19 protein-coding genes and 1 tRNA gene are annotated in these 20777 nt (G+C 65.1%); 10 read left to right on the top strand and 10 right to left on the bottom strand.

The window, feature by feature from the left end; translation table 11 throughout:
* Positions 1–75: 75 nt before the first annotated feature.
* Positions 76–729: a phosphate signaling complex protein PhoU gene (phoU, locus tag ACIPV6_RS10015; protein WP_400270723.1), complete on the top strand. Its 654-nt coding sequence runs from the start codon at positions 76–78 to the stop codon at positions 727–729.
* Between the two features lie 70 nt (positions 730–799).
* Here the strand turns inward: phoU and ACIPV6_RS10010 are convergent, their stop codons facing one another.
* On the bottom strand, positions 800–1546 hold the full coding sequence (locus ACIPV6_RS10010; protein ID WP_400270722.1) for a phosphoglyceromutase: 747 nt from the start codon (positions 1544–1546) through the stop codon (positions 800–802).
* Between the two features lie 225 nt (positions 1547–1771).
* Here ACIPV6_RS10010 and ACIPV6_RS10005 point away from each other — a divergent pair, with 225 nt between their 5' ends.
* On the top strand, positions 1772–2617 hold the full coding sequence (locus tag ACIPV6_RS10005) for a class I SAM-dependent methyltransferase (protein WP_400270721.1): 846 nt from the start codon (positions 1772–1774) through the stop codon (positions 2615–2617).
* 21 nt (positions 2618–2638) lie between these two features.
* On the opposite strand, the gene ACIPV6_RS10000 is transcribed toward ACIPV6_RS10005, so the two are convergent.
* The gene (locus ACIPV6_RS10000; RefSeq protein ID WP_400270720.1) at positions 2639–2980 is read right to left on the bottom strand and encodes a DUF2516 family protein; all 342 of its coding nucleotides are present in this window, start codon (positions 2978–2980) and stop codon (positions 2639–2641) included.
* A gap of 10 nt (positions 2981–2990) precedes the next feature.
* Positions 2991–4175: a trans-sulfuration enzyme family protein gene (locus ACIPV6_RS09995; RefSeq protein WP_400270719.1), complete on the bottom strand. Its 1185-nt coding sequence runs from the start codon at positions 4173–4175 to the stop codon at positions 2991–2993.
* A gap of 73 nt (positions 4176–4248) precedes the next feature.
* Here ACIPV6_RS09995 and tmk point away from each other — a divergent pair, with 73 nt between their 5' ends.
* Genes tmk through ACIPV6_RS09980 form a run of 3 tightly spaced genes read left to right on the top strand, consistent with a single transcriptional unit; the run spans position 4249 to position 7606 of the window.
* The gene (gene tmk / locus ACIPV6_RS09990; protein WP_400270718.1) at positions 4249–4899 is read left to right on the top strand and encodes a dTMP kinase; all 651 of its coding nucleotides are present in this window, start codon (positions 4249–4251) and stop codon (positions 4897–4899) included.
* Positions 4896–6047 (top strand): DNA polymerase III subunit delta', encoded by a 1152-nt coding sequence (locus ACIPV6_RS09985; RefSeq protein ID WP_400270717.1) that lies wholly within the window; start codon positions 4896–4898, stop codon positions 6045–6047. Before tmk ends, ACIPV6_RS09985 begins: the two co-directional genes overlap by 4 nt.
* 8 nt (positions 6048–6055) lie before the next feature.
* A complete protein-coding gene (locus tag ACIPV6_RS09980; RefSeq protein ID WP_400270716.1) occupies positions 6056–7606 on the top strand; it encodes an alpha/beta hydrolase in 1551 nt (516 codons plus the stop codon).
* A gap of 16 nt (positions 7607–7622) precedes the next feature.
* Here the strand turns inward: ACIPV6_RS09980 and ACIPV6_RS09975 are convergent, their stop codons facing one another.
* On the bottom strand, positions 7623–8354 hold the full coding sequence (locus ACIPV6_RS09975) for an HAD family hydrolase (protein WP_400270715.1): 732 nt from the start codon (positions 8352–8354) through the stop codon (positions 7623–7625).
* 218 nt (positions 8355–8572) lie between these two features.
* On the opposite strand from ACIPV6_RS09975, the gene ACIPV6_RS09970 reads away from it, so the two are divergent.
* The 4 genes from ACIPV6_RS09970 to ppk2 all read left to right on the top strand — a co-directional run bounded on the left by ACIPV6_RS09970 (position 8573) and on the right by ppk2 (position 12270).
* Positions 8573–8645: transfer RNA gene (locus ACIPV6_RS09970), tRNA-Thr, on the top strand.
* Between the two features lie 241 nt (positions 8646–8886).
* On the top strand, positions 8887–10245 hold the full coding sequence (locus ACIPV6_RS09965; protein WP_400270714.1) for a hemolysin family protein: 1359 nt from the start codon (positions 8887–8889) through the stop codon (positions 10243–10245).
* The gene (locus ACIPV6_RS09960; RefSeq protein WP_400270713.1) at positions 10238–11278 is read left to right on the top strand and encodes a hemolysin family protein; all 1041 of its coding nucleotides are present in this window, start codon (positions 10238–10240) and stop codon (positions 11276–11278) included. Before ACIPV6_RS09965 ends, ACIPV6_RS09960 begins: the two co-directional genes overlap by 8 nt.
* 98 nt (positions 11279–11376) lie before the next feature.
* Positions 11377–12270, top strand: a complete 894-nt coding sequence (gene ppk2 / locus ACIPV6_RS09955) for a polyphosphate kinase 2 (protein ID WP_400270712.1) — start codon at positions 11377–11379, stop codon at positions 12268–12270.
* Positions 12271–12282: 12 nt separating this feature from the next.
* Here the strand turns inward: ppk2 and ACIPV6_RS09950 are convergent, their stop codons facing one another.
* The 5 genes from ACIPV6_RS09950 to ACIPV6_RS09930 are packed head-to-tail and all read right to left on the bottom strand — an operon-like array spanning position 12283 to position 17932.
* On the bottom strand, positions 12283–13869 hold the full coding sequence (locus ACIPV6_RS09950; RefSeq protein ID WP_400270711.1) for a carboxyl transferase domain-containing protein: 1587 nt from the start codon (positions 13867–13869) through the stop codon (positions 12283–12285).
* Positions 13870–15093: a CaiB/BaiF CoA transferase family protein gene (locus tag ACIPV6_RS09945; RefSeq protein WP_400270710.1), complete on the bottom strand. Its 1224-nt coding sequence runs from the start codon at positions 15091–15093 to the stop codon at positions 13870–13872. It lies immediately after the preceding gene.
* Positions 15094–15127: 34 nt separating this feature from the next.
* Entirely contained in the window at positions 15128–16354 is a 1227-nt protein-coding gene (locus ACIPV6_RS09940; RefSeq protein ID WP_400270709.1) for an amidohydrolase, read from the bottom strand.
* Positions 16355–16402: 48 nt separating this feature from the next.
* Positions 16403–17140: a hypothetical protein gene (locus ACIPV6_RS09935; RefSeq protein ID WP_400270708.1), complete on the bottom strand. Its 738-nt coding sequence runs from the start codon at positions 17138–17140 to the stop codon at positions 16403–16405.
* Between the two features lie 42 nt (positions 17141–17182).
* Complete coding sequence (locus ACIPV6_RS09930) at positions 17183–17932, bottom strand: DUF5058 family protein (protein WP_400270707.1); 750 nt, start codon at positions 17930–17932, stop codon at positions 17183–17185.
* Between the two features lie 275 nt (positions 17933–18207).
* On the opposite strand from ACIPV6_RS09930, the gene ACIPV6_RS09925 reads away from it, so the two are divergent.
* Entirely contained in the window at positions 18208–19656 is a 1449-nt protein-coding gene (locus tag ACIPV6_RS09925; protein WP_400270706.1) for an amidase family protein, read from the top strand.
* Here the strand turns inward: ACIPV6_RS09925 and ACIPV6_RS09920 are convergent.
* Entirely contained in the window at positions 19637–20635 is a 999-nt protein-coding gene (locus tag ACIPV6_RS09920; RefSeq protein WP_400270705.1) for an Lrp/AsnC family transcriptional regulator, read from the bottom strand. The two genes, ACIPV6_RS09925 and ACIPV6_RS09920, sit on opposite strands and share 20 nt — an antisense overlap.
* Positions 20636–20777: the final 142 nt, after the last annotated feature.

Here is a 20777-nt window from a genome sequence, read left to right as displayed (position 1 = left end):
ACTTGTTGGACTAACCATGGTTTTGAAATCCAGCCGCCACCACGGGCACAGGATTTCCAAGGAAAGGACGCCTTAGTGCGCAAGGTTTTTCAGGCGGAGCTCACCCAGGTGGGCGACGACCTCATCGAGATCTCCAAACTCGTTCACGAAGCAATCACCAAGGCCACCACTGCCTTTGAAGGGGCAGACGTCGATCTTGCCCAGGACGTCATCGCAGCCGATGCCCGCATCGACTTCCTCCAGAACAGCCTGGACGAGCGTGCCATCGACATCCTGGCACTCCAGGGTCCGGTGGCCAGCGACCTCCGCATGATTGTCGGTTCGCTCCGCATGAGCGCCTCGCTGGAGCGCATGGGCGACCTCGCCCGCCACGTGGCCCAGCTGGCGCGCCTCCGCTACCCCGCCACCGTCATTCCGTCCCCGCTGACCCAGACCTTCAAGGCCATGGCCCAGCACGACATCGAGATCGTCGCCAAGGTCATCGAGCTCCTCGAAACCCGCGACCTGGAAGTTGCCCGCGACATCCTGAAGATCAACCTCGCCGTGGACGACCTCCACCTCAGCGTCTTCAAGGCCATCGCCGCACCGGACTGGAACGAATCCGCCTCCACCACGGTGGACGTTGCCCTGGCCAGCCGCTACTTCGAGCGCTTCGCCGACCACGGTGTTTCCGTGGCCCGCAAGGTCACCTACCTGGTGACGGGCGAATGGCAGCCTGAGGGCTTCTAGCCTTTACCGCTGAACGACGACGGCGGCCGGTCACCCCAGGTGACCGGCCGCCGTCGTGATTGGCGAAGCTTTACTTCTTGCCCTGGTTGGCTACGGCGAGGATGGCCTCTGCCGCGGCTTCGGGATCCAGATAGGTGCCGCCCGGGTTGACCGGCTTGAAGTCCTCGTCCAGTTCGTACACCAGCGGGATGCCGGTGGGGATGTTGAGGGAGGCGATGGCGTCGTCGCTGATGCCGTCAAGGTGCTTGACCAGGGCGCGCAGGGAGTTGCCGTGTGCGGTGACCAGGACGGTCTTGCCGGCCTTGAGGTCTTCCTTGATGTCAGATTCCCAGTAAGGAAGCAGGCGGACCAGGACGTCCTTGAGGCATTCCGTGCGCGGCAGTGCGTCGCCCAGGCCGGTGTACCGGGGGTCGTGGGCCTGCGAGAATTCGCTGTCATCCGAAAGGGGCGGCGGCGGGGTGTCGTAGCTGCGGCGCCATTCCATGAACTGTTCTTCGCCGAACTCGGCCAGCGTCTGGGCCTTGTCCTTGCCCTGCAGGGCGCCGTAGTGGCGCTCGTTGAGGCGCCAGTCGCGCTTGACCGGGATCCAGCCGAGGTTGGCCTTGTCCAGGGCCATGTTTGCGGTGTTGATGGCACGCTTAAGGAGCGAGGTGTAGAGCACGTCCGGGAGAATGTCGTTCTCAACCAGGAGCTCTCCACCGCGTACTGCTTCGGTGCGGCCTTGATCGTTCAGGTCGACGTCCACCCAGCCGGTGAACAGGTTCTTGGCGTTCCAGTCGCTGTGGCCGTGGCGCAGCAGAATGAGCTTGTAAGTCATGGTTTTTATCCTAGCCGAGCAGCCCCGTGCGCTGCCGGGCGTTACGCCCCGCGCACCCGTTCGCGCCACGCGCACCCACTCGCGCATCTGCCGCACCCGTTCGCGCCACGCGCACCCGTGGTCCGGGGTGCGTGTGGCGGCAAAGGGTGCGGCACCCCAGGGCAGCGAAAGGCGGCAACGGGTGCGGCACCTCAGGGCAGCGAAGCGCGGCAACGGGTGCGGAGCATGGCAGGCGATAAAGTGGGGGCCGTGGTGCAAAAGGCTGAACGCGTGGGCTCTCCCCGCAACAGGGGCGGAAAGCCGGTTGGCAACATCACCCGCGGCACCACGAATCCCAACCGGATGCGCCGCTTGGACAGGTGGCTTGCCGGGCCGCAGGCGTGGCGGCTGCGCGCCGCCGTCGAGCCTTTGGTGGTGGACCTGGGCTACGGCGCCTCGCCGGCCACCGCCGTCGAACTTTTTGAACGGCTGCAAGCCGTGCGGGCGGATGTACGGGTCTGCGGGATCGAAATCGAGCCTGACCGGGTCCGGTCCGCGAAAGCGCTGGAACGCCCCGGGCTGAGTTTCCACGTCGGTGGCTTCGAGGTTCCCGTGCCAGGCAATCCCGTCCTGGTGCGGGCCTTCAACGTGCTGCGCCAGTATGAGGAGGCCGACGTGCCGGCAATCTGGGGACTGGTCCAGTCCCGGCTTGCTCCGGGCGGCCTGTTCATCGATGGTACATGCGACGAAATCGGCCGGAGGGTCACGTGGGTGGCGTTGGACTCCGAACGGCCTTTGAGCCTGAGCCTGTCCGTGCGCTTCGGCAGTTTCGAGTTGCCGTCCGAGGTGGCCGAGCGTCTGCCCAAGGCCCTGATCCACCAAAACGTCCCGGGAGAGCCGGTGCACACGTTCTTGCAGGCCATGGACCGCGCCTGGCAGGAGGCCGCGCCGCTGGCATCGTTCGGGAACCGGCAGCGGTGGACCGCCATGTGCCGTTCACTGCTCGACGCCGGATGGCCGCTTCAGGATGGAGCGTCGCGGTGGCGGCTGGGTGAAGTGACCGTGGCGTGGGACGCCGTGGCGCCGCTCTGACCCTGGCCTACCAGAGAGTGTTTACCAGGGGCCGTACGGGCCCACGTTGCGGTTGCCGCCGCTGCCGGCCTCGCGAACTGCGGGGCGGACATCGGCGAGATACACACAGGATGCCGTGACTGCCGCGATACCGAAGAGGCCCAGGCCGCTGCCGCCGCTGAGTACGGTCAGTGCGCCGATGGCGAAGGCGACGCCGGTGAGGGCCGCCCAGAACGTCTTGGTGCGCTTGGAGGCAGCCACGAACAGTGCCGGCCGGTGGCGCAGGCAATCAACGAACGCCCAGATTTCCAAGCCCAGGGCCACCAGTCCCAAGATGAAGTAGACCGCGTTGGTGACAATGGCGATCAAGAATTTTCCGTCCACGCCCTTTAGCCTAGCTGTCCAGCGACTTCAGCGCTTGCTCGAGGTCGGACCAAAGGTCCTCGACGTTCTCAATGCCCACGCTCAACCGGACCAGGTTCTCCGGGACGCTGAGCGGCTCAGCCGTGTGCCGGCGTCGGCGTTCAATGAGTGACTCGACGCCGCCCAAGGACGTAGCGGGGAGCCAAAGCTGCAACGCGCGGACCAGTTGGTCGGCGGCGTCGGCGCCGCTGCGGGAGTCGTCGCCGGCAATCTGGATACAGAGGATGGAGCCGAAGCCCTTCATCTGCTCCTTGGCACGCTCGTGGCCGGGATCCTTTGCCAGGCCCGGGTAGCGGATGGCTTCCACCCTCGGGTGGGTGCTGAGGCGCCCGGCGAGGACAGCGGCGGACGCCTGCGAACGCTCGATCCGCAAGGCCAGCGTCCGCAGCCCGCGGAGGGCCAGCCAGGCTTCGAAGGGACCCGCGATGCCGCCGTGGATGATCCGGTGATGCAGCAGCGCGGCGCGCAGATCCGGATTGGAGGTCACCAAGGCGCCGAGGACCACGTCCGAGTGGCCGGCCAGGTACTTGGTCACCGAGTGAAGAACGACGTCGGACCCCAGGGCGAGCGGCTGCTGCACCAAAGGCGTGGAGAACGTATTGTCCGTGACGACGATCGCCCCGGCAGCGTGCGCGGCTTCAGTCAGGGCACGGACATCGGCGATACCCAGCATGGGGTTGGTGGGGCTCTCGAGCCACAGCAGGTCTGCGGGCTTGCCGTTTTCGGGGCTGATGAGGGCCTTGACCGCGTCCGTGTCCGCGATGTCCACGGTGCGCAGTTCGATGAAGCCCTTGTCCGCGAGCTCGGAGGCCATCACCAGCGATCCCGAGTAGCTGTGCGATGGCATGACCACCACACCTCCGGCAGGAACCAGGGAAAGCACCGAACTCACGGCGGCCAGTCCCGACCCGTAGAGCAGTCCGGGAAGCTTTGCGCCTTCGAGCTTGGCCAAGGCCTCCTCAAACGGATCCCACGTTGGGTTGGCGTAGCGGCCGTAGCCGCGGTCGCCGTCGCCTAGTGGACCCGTTCCGAAGTATGTGGAGGACAAGACAATGGGGGGATTGACCGGCTCATCGTGCTTGCGCTCGGGACGGCCCGCAGCCACCACAAGGGTTTCCGGGGACAAAGCTGCGGCGTGCTCTTCGGAAAGGCTCATGGCTTCAGCGTAATCGGGGGCACGGGTGTGGATGAAAGCCGTTACGTTTGCACCTGCTCGGTAGGCTAGGCAGGTGAGTATTCAGAGTCCTGGCCTGTTCATTGCCTTCGAAGGCGGGGACGGAGCGGGCAAATCCACCCAGGCCGCACGGCTCTTCGACGCCCTTGAATCCCGGGGGTTGACCGTCCTTCGAACCCGCGAACCCGGCGGAACTCCCATCGGCGAAAAACTGCGCTCCCTGGTCCTTGAGCACGGCCATGGCACGATCGACGCCCGCACTGAGGCACTGATGTTCGCCGCTGCCCGCGCGGCCCACGCCAACCAGGTGATCCGCCCCGCACTGGCAGCGGGCACGGTGGTCATTACGGACCGCTACATCGACTCCTCCGTCGCCTACCAGGGCGCGGGCCGGGGCCTCGGCGCAGAGCAGGTCCGCTCCCTCAACGAGTGGGCCACCGAAAGCCTGCAGCCGGACCTGACGGTACTGCTCGACGTCGACCCTTCAGACGGGCGCCAGCGCCGCACCGCCGGCGAAACAGCAGAAGACCGCCTGGAGTCAGAGCCGGACGACTTCCACTCGGCCATCCGCCATGCCTTCCTGGACCTCGCCGCCGCGTCGCCGTCCAGTTATCTCGTGTTGCCCGCAGCCTTGGATATTGAGACGTTGGCTTCCCGGATCCTGGAACGGGTTGAGGCGTTGCTTGGTGGGCGGGTTCCCCAGTGAGCGTTTGGGACGACCTCCAGGGGCAGGCTCCGGTTGTTGCGCAGCTGAAACAGGCCGCGCAAGGCGAAGCGGGACTCACCCACGCCTGGCTCTTCACCGGGCCGCCCGGCTCTGGACGCTCCAATGCGGCCAAGGCCTTCGCCGCTGCGTTGAACTGCGAACAGGACGACGTGACCCTTCGCGGCTGCGGACAATGCCCCTCCTGCCACACGATCCTTGGGGAAACGCACTCCGACGTGACGTTCGTGCGAACCGAGAAAGTCACCATCACCATCGATGAGGCCCGGGAACTCGTTTCCAAGGCCGGAGACAGGCCGTCCACGGGCCGCTGGCGGATCATCGTAGTGGAGGACGCGGACCGAATGGCCGAACGGACAACCAACGTCCTGCTCAAGGCCATCGAGGAACCAACGCCGCGGACCATCTGGATGCTGTGCGCGCCCTCCCCCGCGGACGTGCTGGTCACCATCCGGTCCCGCTGCCGGCCGGTTACCCTACGCCTGCCGCCGGCGTCCGACGTCGCAGACCTTCTGGTTCGCCGCGATGGCATCGACCCGCAGTTGGCTGAACGCGCCGCACGCGCAGCACAAAGCCACATTGGAATCGCACGCCGCTTGGCCCGCGATGCCGACGCCAGGGAACGCAGGCTGGAAACTGTCCGGATCCCGCTGGGCCTGCGCGGCGTCACGGCAGCGGTGATGATGGCCGAGAAACTGGTCAAGATCGCCACCGACGAGGCCAACAGTTCCAATGACGAACGGGATGCCGCGGAGAAGGTTGCCCTGCTGGCCAGCCTTGGCGCTCCGGAATCCGGAACCCTCCCGCCGTCCATGCGCAGCCAGGTCAAACAACTGGAGGACGACCAGAAGCGGCGCGCCAAGCGGTCCATTACCGACTCGTTGGACAGGACGCTGACTGACCTGCTGTCCTTTTACAGGGACGTATTGATCATCCAGCTCGGGAACGCAGTGGAGTTGGTCAACGTTGAACTCAAGGGCGATCTTGAAGAATACGCGCGCCAATCGACGCCGGAGACCACCCTTGCCCGGATGGACGCCATCAACAAAGCACGGGTCCGCATCACCACTACCAACGTGGCACCGCTCTTGGCAGTGGAGTCCATGGCGACGAGCCTGATCCAGCAATAGGAGAATCCATGAAGTCCGCACGCCGCCGCCGGGGGCTCGCAGCGCTCTGCCTCACGCTCGTTTCATTGCTGGTCCTCAGTGCGTGCTCGCTTCCGTTCATGCCTACTCCCACGGCGAAGCCATCCACGAGTACGGTTGATCCTTCCATCGCCGCGTCGGCACCGAAGGGACTGGAAAAGTACTACTCGCAGGAAGTGGAGTGGAGTAGCTGCGAGAGCGGCTTCCAATGCGCCACCGTCAAAGTCCCGCTTGACTACGGGAACCCTTCCGGCGGGGACATCGAACTCTCGGCGATCAAGCTCTCCAGCAGCGGAAACAAGAAGGGCACCATCCTGGTCAACCCTGGCGGACCCGGCGGTTCCGGGGTGGACTTCGTCAGGGACGGCGGCAAGACCCACTTCACCCAAAAGCTGCGCTCCAACTACGACATGGTGGGCTTCGACCCCCGCGGCGTCAAGCGTTCAGCTCCTGTCACCTGCATGTCCTCGGACGCTGAGCGGGATGCCGCACGGGAAAAGATCTTCAAGGAGAACACTGACGAGGGACTTGCTGCTGCCCTGGCCTTCAACAAGTCCGTGATCCAACAGTGTGTGCAGCAGACCGGGCCAGTGCTGGAACATATCGACACCGTCAGCGCCGCCAAGGACCTCGATGTCCTCCGAGCCGTGGTCAACGATGCCAAGCTCAACTACCTCGGCTACTCCTACGGAACCTTCCTCGGCTCTACATACGCAGCCCTGTTCCCGGACAATGTCGGACGCCTGGTGCTGGACGGGGCCGTGGATCCGTCGCTCAGCAACGAGGACCTCACCTCAGGGCAAGCAGTAGCCTTCGAGAAGGCCATCCGTTCCTATGTTTCCGACTGCCTGAACCAAAAGGACTGCCCGCTCAGCGGAAACGTGGACAACGGTGTCCAGGAGATCCGCGACCTCATCCAGGCTGTGGACGACAATCCCCAGACAGCCAAGGACGGGCGACTCGTGACGGGCAACGAGTTCGTCAACGGGCTCATCCTGCCGCTCTACGATGACCAAAGCTGGCCCGCCCTGACCCAGGCCCTGGCCAGCGCCTTCTCAGGAGACGTCTCGCAGATGCTGCGGATTGCCGACCTCGGCGCAGACCGGGAGCAGAACGGCACCTACAGCTCCAACTCGAACTTTGCCTTCACGGCCATCAACTGCCTGGACTACCCCATGGTTACCGACACCGCAGGGATGCGGGCCGAGGAAGTCCGCCTGAAGCAGGAATCCCCCACCTTCGGTGAGTTCTTTGCCTACGGCGGCGTGAGCTGCAAGGACTGGCCGTACAAGGCCACGCGAACTCCAGGAGCGGTGGATTACACAGGCTCGGCGCCGATCGTCGTCATCGGCACCACGGGAGACCCTGCTACTCCGCTGGGATGGGCCCAGTCGCTCCGGAAGCAGCTGGAGAACGCCTCCCTTATTACGTGGGAAGGCGAAGGGCACACCGCCTACGGCCGCTCCAACTCGTGCGTCAGCAACGCAGTTGACGATTACTTCATCGACGGAAAGCAGCCGCAGGACGGCCTGAAGTGCTAGCTTTGGCCGCCCGGCGCTAGAAGTGCCGGGCCTCGTGCTTCTCCAGCAGCAGCGGCAACTGCTTGATGGAGTCGACCACTTCGGTGGCTCCGGCTGCCCGGAGGGTCGCTTCCGAGTGCGAACCGGTCAACACGCCGGCCATGAGCGAGGCCCCGGCGCGTACGCCGGACAGCATGTCCGAACTCGTGTCGCCAATCACCGCCACTTCCCGGACGTCGTCCAAGTCCAAGGCAAGCACAGCGGTCAGGATCATGTCCGGGTAGGGACGTCCACGGCCGGCGTCGGCCGGGCAAAGGCTGAGGTCTGCCAGGCCCATCCAGCCCAGGGACTCCAGGACCATGTTCTGGGTGTGCCGGCCAAAGCCTGTTGCGAGGCACACCTGCATTCCTGATTCCCGCATCCAATGGATGGCGTCCTCCGCCCCCGGAATGGCGCGGACGCCGCCGTCGTCGATCAATTCGTCGTACACCAGCTCGAACGTCTTGTTGGCGCTTTCGGCAACCACGGTGTCGTCGAAAAGATGGCTGAAGACCGTTCGCTTGGAGAAGCCCATGGTGTCCCGCGCATAGCCGAGCATGCTCTCAAAGCGGGCGCTCCCGGGCTCCACACCGTGTTCGGCCAACGCCAGGGACATGGCCCGCTCGGTCCGGCCGTCGTCCGTGATGGTGGTTCCCACCATGTCCACCACCGCGAGCCGCAACCTGTTGGGCGTGTGGTTGGTATCCCTGGTCAATGCGTCCCCAGTCATTGCGCGGCTCCCTCGGCGAGTATTGCGTGCCGGACGACCCCGGCAACAGTTGATTCCCCAGCTTCCGGCGGCAGGGGAAAGGTGGCCTGAACCCGGCCCGACGCGCGGGTGAACATCCCCGCAACGGCCGCCGCCGCCGCCGTTTTGACCCGGGCGGCGTGCCTCTATTACAGTTATGTCTTGCGTGATCGGCCGGGAAACCGGTAGATGGGCGCGGTGCTTCCTTAGCTCAGTCGGTAGAGCGTTTCACTCGTAATGAAAAGGTCATCAGTTCGATTCTGATAGGAAGCTCGGTTGAACCCCTGGAAATCTGCGGATTTCCGGGGGTTCTCTGTTTCCAGGTTAGGGGCGTCCGTTCGTCAACGTCCGAGGCCCCCTGCCGGTTCCCGCTTCAGCCTGCGGCGCACAAAGATCCGGACTTGGGCGGCCACCCCGTAGACTTGGCCCACTATGGATGACCCTCCTTCACATATGCCCAGGCCCCTCTGCCCCCTGACCGGACTGCCGGTCCTCACGGGAGAGGGGCGCCCGAATGTATGAATGGATCATGCTCGGCATAGGCCTTGTCCTCACTGTCGGCACAGGATTCTTTGTCGCTTCCGAGTTTGCGCTGGTCAATCTGGACCGCACTGAACTCGAAGCCCGCCAAGCCCGCGGTGAAAAGCGGCTGGGGCCGACCATCAACGCCCTGAAAATCACGTCGACGCACCTCTCCGGTGCCCAGCTCGGCATCACCCTCACCACCCTGCTCACCGGCTACACCTTTGAACCAGCCATCAGCAGCATGCTCCGCGGCCCGCTGCAATCGGTCGGACTGCCCGCGGCCTTCATTCCCGGCGTCGGTGCGGTGGCAGGTATCTTCCTGGCCACCATCTTCTCCATGGTGATCGGAGAACTGGTTCCCAAGAACTTCGCCCTGGCCTTGCCGCTGGCCACCGCAAAGGTAGTGGTACCCTTCCAGGCCCTCTTCACCACGGTGTTCAAACCGGCGATCCTGCTCTTCAACAACACAGCCAACCGCATCATCCGTTCCTTCGGCATTGAGCCCAAGGAGGAACTTTCTGGTGCCCGGTCCGCGGAGGAACTGACCTCATTGGTGCGGCGCTCGGCGTTGGAAGGCGTCCTGGACCGCGACCATGCCGAGTTGCTGAACCGGACCCTGCGCTTTTCGGAGCACACGGCCGGAGACGTGATGACGCCTCGCATCCGCATGGTAGCCGTGGATTCCGATCACACGGCCGCCGAAATCGTGGAGCTGGCATCCGCCACCGGGTTCTCGCGGTTCCCGGTGATCGGCCGCGACCGTGACGACGTTCAGGGAGTCCTCCACGTCAAGCAGGCCTTCGCGGTGCCGCTGGAAGAACGCGGATCCGTTGCCGCTACTTCCCTCATGACCGAGCCGTTGTACGTTCCGGAGTCCAAGGACGTGGATGCTCTTCTGGTCCTCCTCCGCAAGCAGGGCCTGCAAGTGGCCATTGTCTCCGACGAGCACGGCGGAACGGCAGGGATCGTCACCCTTGAGGACCTCGTGGAGGAAATCGTGGGCGAACTCGAGGACGAACACGACCGTGCCAGGGCCGGGGTGGTCCGCAGCGGCCGTTCGGTGACCTTCGACGCCTCCCTGCGGCCGGACGAGTTGCTGGACCGGACCGGCATTGTGGTGCCCGAAGGCGAGGAGTACGACACTGTGGCTGGCTTCATGTCCGACCAGCTGGACCGCGTTCCGGAGCTCGGTGACGAAGTTGCCATCGCCGATGGCGTGCTGCGTGTGGAACGGGTAGCCGGCCCGCAGTTGGGACGTATCCGCTTCACACCGGATCCCGATGCGGAGACAACCACCACCCACGACCGGATCATCGACAAGATTTCCGAGGAGCTTGGCCATGAGTGAGTATCTTCCCGGAATCATCTGGCTGGTGATCCTGCTGGTGGTGAATGGGTTCTTCGTCGGCGCCGAGTTTGCCGTGATCTCCGCCCGGCGTTCCCAGATCGAACCCAAGGCCGAGGCAGGCAGCAAGGCCGCCAAGACCACGCTGTGGGCCATGGAACATGCCACCCTGATGCTGGCGACGAGCCAGCTGGGCATCACGGTATGTTCGCTGGTGATCCTCAACGTGTCCGAACCGGCCATCCACCACCTGCTGGAAATTCCGTTGGGGCTCACGTCCCTGCCGGCCGAGGCTATCAGCATCATCGCCTTTGCCGTCGCGCTCCTGCTGGTGACCTTCCTGCACGTTGTGGTGGGCGAAATGGTCCCCAAGAACATTTCGTTCTCTGTTCCCACCAGGGCGGCCCTGATCCTGGCGCCTCCGCTCGTCCTGGTGGCCAAGGTGTTCAAGCCCGTGATCTGGACTCTGAACGGGATCGCAAACGCCATCCTTCGGTTGTTCCGCGTGGAACCCAAGGACGAGGCAACCAGCGCCTACACCTTGGACGAGGTGGCCACCATTGTGGAGCAATCCACGCGGGTAGGAACCCTCAACGACACGAGTGGAACACTGACTGCCGCCTTCGAGTTCACTGCAAAGACCGTGGCCGACGTGGAGGTTCCGATCGCCGAGATGGTGCTTCTACCGGCCACGTCATCGCCGGCGGACATCCAGCGGACTGTTGCTGAGCACGGCTACTCCCGGTACATCCTGACGGACACGGATGGACAGCCGTCCGGCTATCTCCACCTCAAGGACGTCATGGACCTGACCGCGCCGGAGAAGTTCAGCAGTCCAGTGCCGGAGAAACGCATCCGTCGCCTGGCCTCCGTCTATGTTGGCAGCGAACTCGAAGATGCGCTGGCGTCCATGCGCCGGAGCGGCGCCCACGTAGCACGCGTCTTCAGCGCCGAAGGAGCCACCACTGGCATGCTGTTCCTCGAGGACATCATCGAAGAACTCGTGGGAGAGGTCCAGGACGTGACGAGCGCCTAAGGACGCACGGATCACCGCGGCCGGAGGCGTTGAAAGCTTCCGGCCGCGGTATTCCCTGCATTCACGATCCGTTAACTTCCCGGCGCTACGTTCTGGCCATGACTGCTCTTGGCTCCGACCTCCACGGCTTCTCGGTCCTGGACGATGACGACGACGATCCAGTACTGCTCGGCCCTGACGGCGAGCTGGTGGATACCTGGCGTGAGGGCTACCCCTACGCGGCCCGCATGGACCGGGAAACGTACGAGTCGGAAAAGCGGCTGCTCCAGATCGAACTCCTGAAGCTGCAGAAGTGGGTCAAGTCCACAGGCCGCAGGGTTGTGATGGTTTTCGAGGGCCGCGACGCCGCAGGCAAGGGCGGAACCATCAAGCGTTTCACCGAGCACCTCAATCCACGCGGAGCCCGCGTAGTTGCGCTGGAAAAGCCCAGCGAACGCGAACAGAGCCAGTGGTACTTCCAGCGTTATGTCTCGCACCTGCCCGCTGCCGGCGAGATGGTGATGTTCGACCGGTCCTGGTACAACCGGGCCGGCGTGGAGCGCGTGATGTCCTTCTGCACCGAGGAGCAATACGAGAACTTCCTCCACCAAGCGCCCATTTTCGAGAAGCTCCTGGTCGACGATGGCATTGACGTGATCAAGTTCTGGTTCTCGGTGTCCCGCACCGAGCAGCTGACGCGGTTCACCATCCGGCAAGTGGACCCTGTCCGGCAGTGGAAGCTTTCCCCCATGGACCTGGCGTCGCTGGACAAGTGGGGTTCGTACACCGCCGCGAAGGAAGCCATGTTCCTGGAAACGGACACGGACTGGGCGCCGTGGACAGTGGTGAAGAGCAACGACAAGAAGCGTGCACGCCTCGAAGCGATGCGTCACGTCCTCAACCGCTTCGATTACACCGGCAAGGACATCGAACTGGTGGGCACACCCGACGCCCTGATCGTGGGCCCTGCCTCGAGGATCTTCGAAGACGGCGAAACCCCGGGCAGCCACTAGCCACCCGCGGCTCTAGGACACCAGGGCGCGATACCTTGCACGGCGGGCCTGCAGCCGTGCGGACCCCGAAGCGGCCGGGACTCCCAGACCGCCCAGCGCTCCCGAAGCGGCCAGCGCGTGGAGTTCGACGGCGATCACGTCACCGAGGCGCCGGCAGAACTCCACGGGCTCGGCAGCGGCATCAGGCTGTTCCGCCACCACAACGTCCACCACTCCCCTTCCCGCGAGCGCCGCGGCCGTGATGCCTTGGCTTTCTGCGAGCGCGGGTGCGTGGGACGTAGTCCGGTGGACGATGGCCGATGCACCCTCGGGCGGCAAGGGGGCCAGCCACGCGTGTTGCGCGGCGATAGTCCGGTCTGCGGGCAGGAGCGCCAACGCTCCCCCGCCCGTCCCTTGCCCCAGGAGCACGGACAGTGTGGGTGTGGACAGGCCGAGAAGGTCGTACAGGGAGCGTGCGATCTCGGCGGCAAGCCCACCTTCTTCGGCTTCCTTGGACAGTGCGGCGCCCGGGGTGTCGATGATGGTCACCAGGGGAAGCCCGAGCTCGGACGCCAGCCGCATCCCCCGGCGGGCGTCCCGCAGTGATGCGGGGCCCAGGGCTTTCCCGGAAGCATGCCCCACCACGACGCATGGTTTATCCCTGAAGCGGGCCAAGGCAACGAGCATCCCGTTCTCCTTGGCACCGTCGCCGGCGCCGCGCAGGAGCACCACGCTTCCTGCCTCTCGAAGGAGGGCCTCGGTGGAAGGCCGCTGAGGGTTTCGCGACTGTTGCACGGAGTCCCACGCTGCAGGCTGCGCTGCGGGGTGAAGTGGCCCGGCGGGGTCCTGCGCGGCGGGATGGCGCGCGGCGGCCGCACCAACGCCGGCAGCGGACGTCCCAGCAACCTCAGCCACGCCGGGGGCCACCAGCAGGTCCAGCACCCGGCCGAAGTACGCGCCCAGCCCTTCGGGAGGTATCACTGCATCCACCAGTCCGTGATCGAAGAGGTTCTCGGCCGTCTGCACGCCGCCCGGGAACTCCGCTCCGTGGAGGGCTGAATAGACCCTTGGGCCAAGGAACCCCAGCAGGGCACCCGGTTCGGCAGCGGTAACGTGCCCCAAGGAACCCCACGATGCCATGACACCGCCGGTGGTTGGGTGCCGCAGGTACACCAGATAGGGCAACCCGGCAGCACGATGTGCTTGGACCGCTGCCACGATTTCCACCATGGCCAGGAATGCTGCGGTCCCTTCCTGCATGCGGGTTCCACCGGACGCGGGCATGGCCACGAGCGGCAGGCCCAGTTGGGTTGCACGTTCGACGGCGGCGACCAGCCTCTGTGCCGCATCCCGGCCAATGGAGCCGGCCAGGAAAGCGAAATCGGAGACGACGACGGCGACGCGGTGGTTCCGTAGCCGGCCCTCGCCGGTGAGCACCGACTCGTCGCTGCCGGACTTTTCCTGCGCGGCAAACAGGTCTGCGGCGTAGGCGGCGCCAGCGGAGTCAGAGCCAACCACCCCACGAACCGGGGCATCCCACGAAACGAAAGTACCGGCGTCGAGCGTTTCCTCAAGCAGTTCCCGGGCGCCGAGGCGGCGGCGGGTGGCCATGGCGGTCATTCAGTTCTCCTCCCCTGTGGACAGCCACTCACGGATGCCGTCGCTGTGCTCGTTGAGCAGCGGGGGTGCCGTGTGGGACCGGCGGGTGGACTCGGCACCGGAGGCGTTGTCGAAGAAGCGCAGCGGCGGCCCGGGCAAGGTGACGGAGCCCAGGAGCGGGTGTTCCACGTCTACCAACAACCCCTGCGAAACGAGCTGCGGCCACTCGTACACTTCCTTCAGGGAACGGACTTTGCCGGCGGGAATGCCGGCGTCGGCGAGCTTCGCGAGGAGCGGCTCAGCGTCGTACCCAGCGAACGCTGCTTCCACCACATCAATGACGCGGGCTCGGTTCCGAACCCTGTCCGCGTTGCTGGCCAAGCCGTCCGCGGCAGGATCAAGGCCAAAGGCGTGTGTGAAGGCAGCCCACAGCTTTTCGCTCCCCACACTGATTTGGACGCTCCCGTTCCGGCAACGGAAGAGCCCGTACGGCGCGATCGAGGGATGGTGGTTGCCCTGCGCTTCGGGCGACTCCCCCGCAACGGTGACCTTGGTCCCCTGGAACGCGTGCACCCCGACGAGGGACGCCAGCAAGGACGTCCGCACCACTTGCCCCTGGCCGGTCCTTTCGCGTTCAAGCAGGGCCGCGACCACTCCGTAGGCGCCGTACATTCCGGACAGGAGATCGGCGATGGGAACTCCGACGCGCTGTGGGTCATCGGGGCCGGAACCCGTAAGCGACATGAGCCCGGCTTCGCCCTGCAGGATCTGGTCGTAGCCGCTGCGGTGGGACTCCGGGCCATCGTGGCCGAAACCTGTGATGGAGAGGATCACCAAGCGGGGGTTGATGGCGTGCATGGCGTCGGTACTGAAGCCGAGCCGTTCCAGGACGCCGGGACGGAAGTTTTCCACCACCACGTCGGCACGTTCCAGCAACTGCCGCAGGACGGTCCGGCCGTCGTCGCTCTTGAGGTCCAAGGCCAGGGATTCCTTGTTGCGGTTGCAGGACAGGAAATAGGTGGCCTGCGGATCATCCTCGGGACCAACAAAGGGCGGACCCCAACCCCGGGTGTCGTCCCCGGTGCCCGGGTTCTCGATCTTGATGACCCTGGCACCGAGGTCGCCCATCATCATGGCGGCGTGGGGGCCGGCGAGCGCTCGGCTCAGGTCCACCACGAGGCGGCCGGAGAGCGGACCGCCGGTATCCCGAAGGACAGATTTTGTTTCGGTGAGTACTGAAGTCATGGACATTCCTCGAAGGTCAGTTGCCGAAGCAAGCTCAGTTGCCCAGGCGGGACAGGAGGACGGCGACGGCGGCCGATACTCCGCCGGCGAGCGAACCTTCCAGCTCGGGGGCGAAGAAGGGCGAATGGTTCACGGGTACCGCTCCGGGGCCTTCAAAGGCGGACGCCGGCGTGCCACCGAACATCCAGAACACGGACGGCACGCCGATGGCCGTACCCAGGTGCCCGAAGTCCTCGCTCCCCATCATCGGCGGGGTGACCTCCACGGACTCAGCCCCGAGTGCACCGCGCAGTGCCTCAAGAACGGAAGGAACGGCGTCGGGGTGGTTGTAGCACTGCGGAAAGCGGTACAGCTCCTCGATCTCCGGGGTTGGAGCCCCGGACGCGGCGGCTTCGGCCTCGATGATGCGGCGGACGGCGCCGAGGACCTGGCCACGAACGTCCTCGTCGAAGGTACGGATGTTGAGCGTGAACTCGGCCGAGGCCGGGATGATGTTCTCCTTGAGTCCGGCGTGGAAAGTCCCAACGGTCACGACGGCGGACTTCCGCGGGTCCAGCTCACGGGACACGATGGTCTGCAGCCGCGTGACCATGTGCGCGGCCATGACGATGGGATCGATGGAGTCCTGCGGCTGCGAACCGTGGGATTGCTGGCCGTGGACAGTAACCCTGAGCGAATCCGCCATGGCTGCCACCGGTCCGCTGGAGATGGACACGGTACCCACCAGGCGGGGCATGACGTGCTGCCCGAACACCACCTCCGGCCGTGGAGCCTTGTCCCACAGCCCGTCGTCGAGCATGGCCAGCGCACCTGCCGCAGTCTCTTCACCGGGTTGGAAGATCAGCACCAAGGTCCCGGCCCACGCGTCCCGGTTTCCGGCGAGGATTTCGGCGGCTCCCAGCAGGCTCGCCACGTGGGTGTCATGGCCGCAACCGTGCATCACGGGAACCTCCGTTCCGTCCAGCGTGCCCTTGTCCGTGCTGGCATACTCCAGGCCGGTGGCTTCCTCGATGGGCAAGCCGTCAGTGTCAGCCCGGAAGGCAACCACCGGCCCTTCGCCGTTCCGAAGGATGCCCACCACTCCCGTGCCGCCGCAACGGAAATGCTCAATGCCTAAGCCATTCAATTGCTCCTCGATGAGGGCTGCCGTGGCATGCTCCTGCATGGACAGTTCGGGGTGGGCGTGCAGGCGCCGGTACAGGGCGTGGAGCTTGGTGGTCTGTTCGCTGTCGAGTTCCAAGGCGGTGGCGGTTTGCGTCATGGTGATCTTCCTACTGGTGCGTTCTGTGGGCTTGCCGTGCAACTGGGGTTACTCGATGTGGATGGGCTTCGCGGCCGCCACCTGCTTTCCGCGGAAGAACCAGGCCAGCAGGATGGTGCCGAGCACGGCAATGGCGGTGGACACCATCGCGAGGGACGGCAGCAGCGGCAGGACCACGAACACGACGACGGCGGAGACCAAGAGCGCGAAGACCGTGGTCCGGGGCTGCTTCATGGAGACGATTGCCTGAACCAGCACTGCGCCGAGAACGGTGGGCAGGACATACAAGCGCGTAACGGTCAGTACCGATGGCGGAATAACGCTGATCAGCCAGCTGCCCAGCAATCCCACGAAGATCGCGAGGGAGACCAGGTGCACCACGGCGGCTCCGCAGATGGCCACGACGGCGGCAAGTTCGGCGCGCTTGCTGCCCGGCTTGGCGCCGATGTTGGTTTGGGCGATGAGGGCGGCTGGGAGGAGCTTGTTGGAGATGTTGCCGATCATGAAGGCTTGGTACATGGCGGCAGGGCCGAGGATCGGGTAGTACGTCAAGGGTTCGACGATCCAGATGATGCCGAACGTCGCGGCAACGGCGGCGAAGGCGATCCAGAGTTGCGCGGGTCCAATGTCCAGTCCACTCGCGAACACGAGGTACAGCGGTCCGGCCACGGAGATCAGCAAACCCGCGATCATGGTGATTTGGCCCCAGCGGGAGGTTGTCCGGTTGAACTCGGCCATGGCCGTGCCGGTGGTGGGGGTGATGGCGGCAGAAGTTGTGGAAGTCATGAGGGTGTTCCCTTCACTCAAAGGTGCTCAGTGCTTGCGGGCTCAGGCGCCGGCGGCGAGGAACGCCGCACCCAGGCCGATGACGATGGAGAAACCGAGGCCCCATTCCCGGAGCCAGCTCTTGCCGAGCCTCTTGGCCAACAGCAGGCAGATGCCCATGACCGCGGCCGAAACGATGAAGGAAAGGACGTGGATGCCGGACTTGGGAAGTTCCGTCAGGCCCAGGCAGGAGAATGCGCCGATCAGGGCCGCGGCGGGAACAATGGCCATTGCTGCAGGGTTGACGGCCCGGATCTTGGCGTCGCCCTTGCGGAGCACCGGGGTGAGGATGAGGGTTGCAAGCATCCACATGGCACCACCGATGCTCATGGCGAAGAAGGCAACGGCGAAGACGCTTTGGGTGTAGCTGGCATCGCCAAGCTTGGCTCCCATGGAACCTGCTGCGATGCCTGCAGCGGAGACGTCGTAGGCAGCGGAACCGATGAGGCCGATACGGGACAACACCGCGGGAGCCCCGAAGAGGCCAAGGAGTGCGATGGCCACAAGCGAGACGGCCAAGGAAGGTCCGATCGCGGAAACGGCACCGGAACGGAACGAGGTCTTGATGTCCTGCGTGCTCATCTCGACGGAGGGCGCCGCGCGGCGGGCTGCCTTCATGAAGATGAGGGATTGGATGATGATGACACCGAAAACGCCGGCCACGCAGATCCAGAGAACGGGATTGTTGGCGATGGCCAGGATGTCGGTGGGGCTGTTGGATGCGAGCGGTTGAAATGCCAGGGGTTGGTGCATGGAAACCTCCGGTTGCGGGCCCCGCGCAGTCCACATCCCAACCACATCGTTGCGGCTGTTTCCTGCTGAGGGGGCAAATCCAGGCCCGTCGACCAGATCGGCCAACGGGTTAGGAACACCTTCCGCTATGAGCCGGATCACAAACAATAGCTGACGGAATCAGCCATCTAGTTGGCCGAAACGGTCAAACAAGGCCTTGGCATCATGCGGGACTTCCAATGGCTCGGTGTGACTCGGCACACTTTCAGGCAGCGACCATCCAGCAAAGGAGCACCATGTCCGACACCATTGGCGAGCTGTCCGCCGTCGAACTCACCGCGGCGATCCGCACGAAGGAAATCTCGGCCCGGGAGGCCCTGGACAATCACCTCCAGCGCATCGCAGAGGTGAATCCGACCATCAACGCCGTGGTAACGCTGGACCCCGAAGGCGCGCAGGCTTTGGCGCATCAAGCCGACCAACTGACCGCGTCCGGAGCCGAGCTGCCGCCGCTGCACGGCTTGCCCATGACGCACAAGGACACCAACAACACCGCCGGGATGCGCACCACCCAGGGCTCCCTCGCCTTGCGCGACTTTGTGCCCGACGCCGACGACCTCATCATTGCGCGGCTCAAGGCGGCCGGCGTAGTCAGCACCGGCAAGTCCAATGTCCCGGAATTCGGCGCAGGATCACACACCTTCAACGACCTCTTCGGAACCACCACCAATCCCTACGCGCCCACGTTGAGCGCCGGCGGAAGCAGCGGCGGGGTTGCCGCCGTCGTCGCCGCCCGCGTCCAAAGCATCGGAGACGGCAGTGACATGGGCGGTTCGCTCCGCATCCCGGCGTCTTTTTGCAACGTGGTGGGTTTCAGGCCGTCGACGGCGGTGATCCCCATGCCGTCCGACGTCAACGCTTACGCCTGGCTGGGACGGACGGGGCCGATGGCACGGACCGTGGAGGACATCGCCCTGTTCATGTCCGTCACCGCCGGACCCGACCGGCGCGTCCCCCACCCTGCAGGGCTGAAACCGGAAGTGTTCCGCGCGTCGCTGGAGACGGACATGCGCGGCGTGCGGATCGGCTGGTCGCGGGATTTCGGGATCGGCATCCCCGTTGAGCCCGAGATCGTGGAACACCTGGAACGGCAGCTTGCGGTGTTCGAGGAGCTTGGCGCCATTGTGGAGGAAGCCACCCCGGACTTCAGCGAAGCGGACCTGGTGTTCGGCAACACGAGGGCCATGGATTTCGCTGCAGGGCTGGGGCCCCTTGTGGAACGTGCGGGCGATGTCATCAAGCCCGAAGTGCACTGGAACGTGAACAAGGGACTCGCCCTGACTGCCCGGGACCTGATTGAAACTGCTGCTGCCCGGACCCGGCTTGAAGCCGGAGTCCAGTCATTCTTCGGCCGCTACGACCTCTTCGCGAGTCCTTGCGCCCAGGTGCTCCCGTTCGACGCGACCCTGCGGTACCCGGCCTCGGTTGCCGACGTTGCCTCCGAAACGTACCTCGACTGGATGCGTTCGGCCTGCGTGCTTTCTGCCACGGGCCTTCCGGTGCTCAGCGTGCCCGCGGGATTCAGCCGGGGCGGGTTGCCGATCGGCCTCCAACTGGCCAGCAACCATTACACGGACATGCAGTTGCTCCGCTGGGGGCATGCCTTCGAGCAGCAGACGGGGTACGCCGCCGTCGCGCCTGTTATCGCAACCGGGCTGCCGGCCCTTACGACGGTGCCCGCATAAAGCGGCCACCGCGTTTCTGGGCGTCGAGCAGGATGGAGACGTCCACGCCGGATGCGTACTGTGCCCACTCCGAAGCTGTGATGAAACGGTAAAGGGCCGACATATCCCCCACGGTGACGTCGGCGATCACTTGGTAGTCGCCGGCGATTGCTGCGGCGTATCGGACCATGGGGAGTTCGGCGAGGCTCTTGCCCAGTTGTTCAACGTGCTGTGGCGCCGCCCGGATCCACAGCAAGGCTTCAACGGCGAGGCCGAAAGCTGCCGGTTCGATCACCACCCGCAAATGGACCTGGTTGTTGGCCAGGAGCCATTCGCTGCGGCGGCGGGCGGTCGCTTCCGAGACGCCCACCCGACGGCCCAGCGCTTCAAAGCTCATCCGGCCATCGGCGCACAAGGCTTCCACAATCTCGTTGTCCTGGCGGCTCAGTTCCTTCTGGGCCTCCAGGATGCCCGAGTCCACAGTGAGGTGTGACCGCAGTGCCTCGGCCCGGTCCGCACTGAGGATTTCCGGCCGCCACCCCCGGATGGTCCGGAAGTATCGCAGGACCGGGTAGCTCGTTGAATCCCTCAGGCCGATGGTGGAAGGGAGTTCGTCCGAGAGCACGTCAGCCATGTGCTTGGGGTCCGTCATGATCTCTGCCACGCAGTCACCGGTGCCTGTTGTGGTGTAGACGAACGTGATGTCTTTTCGCTGGGCCAGTGCTTTCGCGGCCGTCCGCACCGTTCCGGGAATGCACCGCATCTCGAAGAGCACCGCCGCCGGTTTGGGCCGGACGCCCACCACCGCGACCGCTCCCGACTCCAGGAGCTGGGAGCCCCGGCGTGCAACCGTGCGCTCGGCTTCCCCCAGCACCGCGGCCATCTTGCGCCACGGGCAGCGCGGGTCGATCTGGAGGGCGGCCACGATCTGCCGCTCCAATGCGTCAAACAACACCGTGGGCGCTCCCTTCGGTTCGGTGGAGCCCAGGGTTGCTGTCACGGGCCCACGGACAGAATATAGGGAGCCCACACAGCCGGGGCCGACCCAGCCGGGGCGACAGGCAAGTCCTGGCACCCCGGCCCTACCGCGCAGGTCGTCCCATAGCAGGGGAAAGTCAAAATGATCCCCCGGTCCGCCTTCC

Origin of the sequence: Paenarthrobacter sp. NPDC089988 (assembly GCF_044748465.1) — a bacterium.
Classification (GTDB): Bacteria; Actinomycetota; Actinomycetes; order Actinomycetales; family Micrococcaceae; genus Arthrobacter.
The sequence above is the reverse complement of the archived record's forward strand: the minus strand, read 5'-3'. Positions and strand labels throughout refer to the sequence as shown.

Coding starts and splice junctions, on each gene's coding strand:
- ACIPV6_RS10010 (WP_400270722.1), bottom strand. CDS start 1,546: ATGACTTACAAGCTCATTCTGCTGCGCCACGGCCACAGCGACTGGAAC.
- ACIPV6_RS10005 (WP_400270721.1), top strand. CDS start 1,772: ATGGCAGGCGATAAAGTGGGGGCCGTGGTGCAAAAGGCTGAACGCGTG.
- ACIPV6_RS09995 (WP_400270719.1), bottom strand. CDS start 4,175: ATGAGCCTTTCCGAAGAGCACGCCGCAGCTTTGTCCCCGGAAACCCTT.
- ACIPV6_RS09980 (WP_400270716.1), top strand. CDS start 6,056: ATGAAGTCCGCACGCCGCCGCCGGGGGCTCGCAGCGCTCTGCCTCACG.
- ACIPV6_RS09975 (WP_400270715.1), bottom strand. CDS start 8,354: ATGACTGGGGACGCATTGACCAGGGATACCAACCACACGCCCAACAGG.
- ACIPV6_RS09965 (WP_400270714.1), top strand. CDS start 8,887: ATGTATGAATGGATCATGCTCGGCATAGGCCTTGTCCTCACTGTCGGC.
- ACIPV6_RS09960 (WP_400270713.1), top strand. CDS start 10,238: ATGAGTGAGTATCTTCCCGGAATCATCTGGCTGGTGATCCTGCTGGTG.
- ppk2 (WP_400270712.1), top strand. CDS start 11,377: ATGACTGCTCTTGGCTCCGACCTCCACGGCTTCTCGGTCCTGGACGAT.
- ACIPV6_RS09950 (WP_400270711.1), bottom strand. CDS start 13,869: ATGACCGCCATGGCCACCCGCCGCCGCCTCGGCGCCCGGGAACTGCTT.
- ACIPV6_RS09945 (WP_400270710.1), bottom strand. CDS start 15,093: ATGACTTCAGTACTCACCGAAACAAAATCTGTCCTTCGGGATACCGGC.
- ACIPV6_RS09940 (WP_400270709.1), bottom strand. CDS start 16,354: ATGACGCAAACCGCCACCGCCTTGGAACTCGACAGCGAACAGACCACC.
- ACIPV6_RS09935 (WP_400270708.1), bottom strand. CDS start 17,140: ATGACTTCCACAACTTCTGCCGCCATCACCCCCACCACCGGCACGGCC.
- ACIPV6_RS09930 (WP_400270707.1), bottom strand. CDS start 17,932: ATGCACCAACCCCTGGCATTTCAACCGCTCGCATCCAACAGCCCCACC.
- ACIPV6_RS09925 (WP_400270706.1), top strand. CDS start 18,208: ATGTCCGACACCATTGGCGAGCTGTCCGCCGTCGAACTCACCGCGGCG.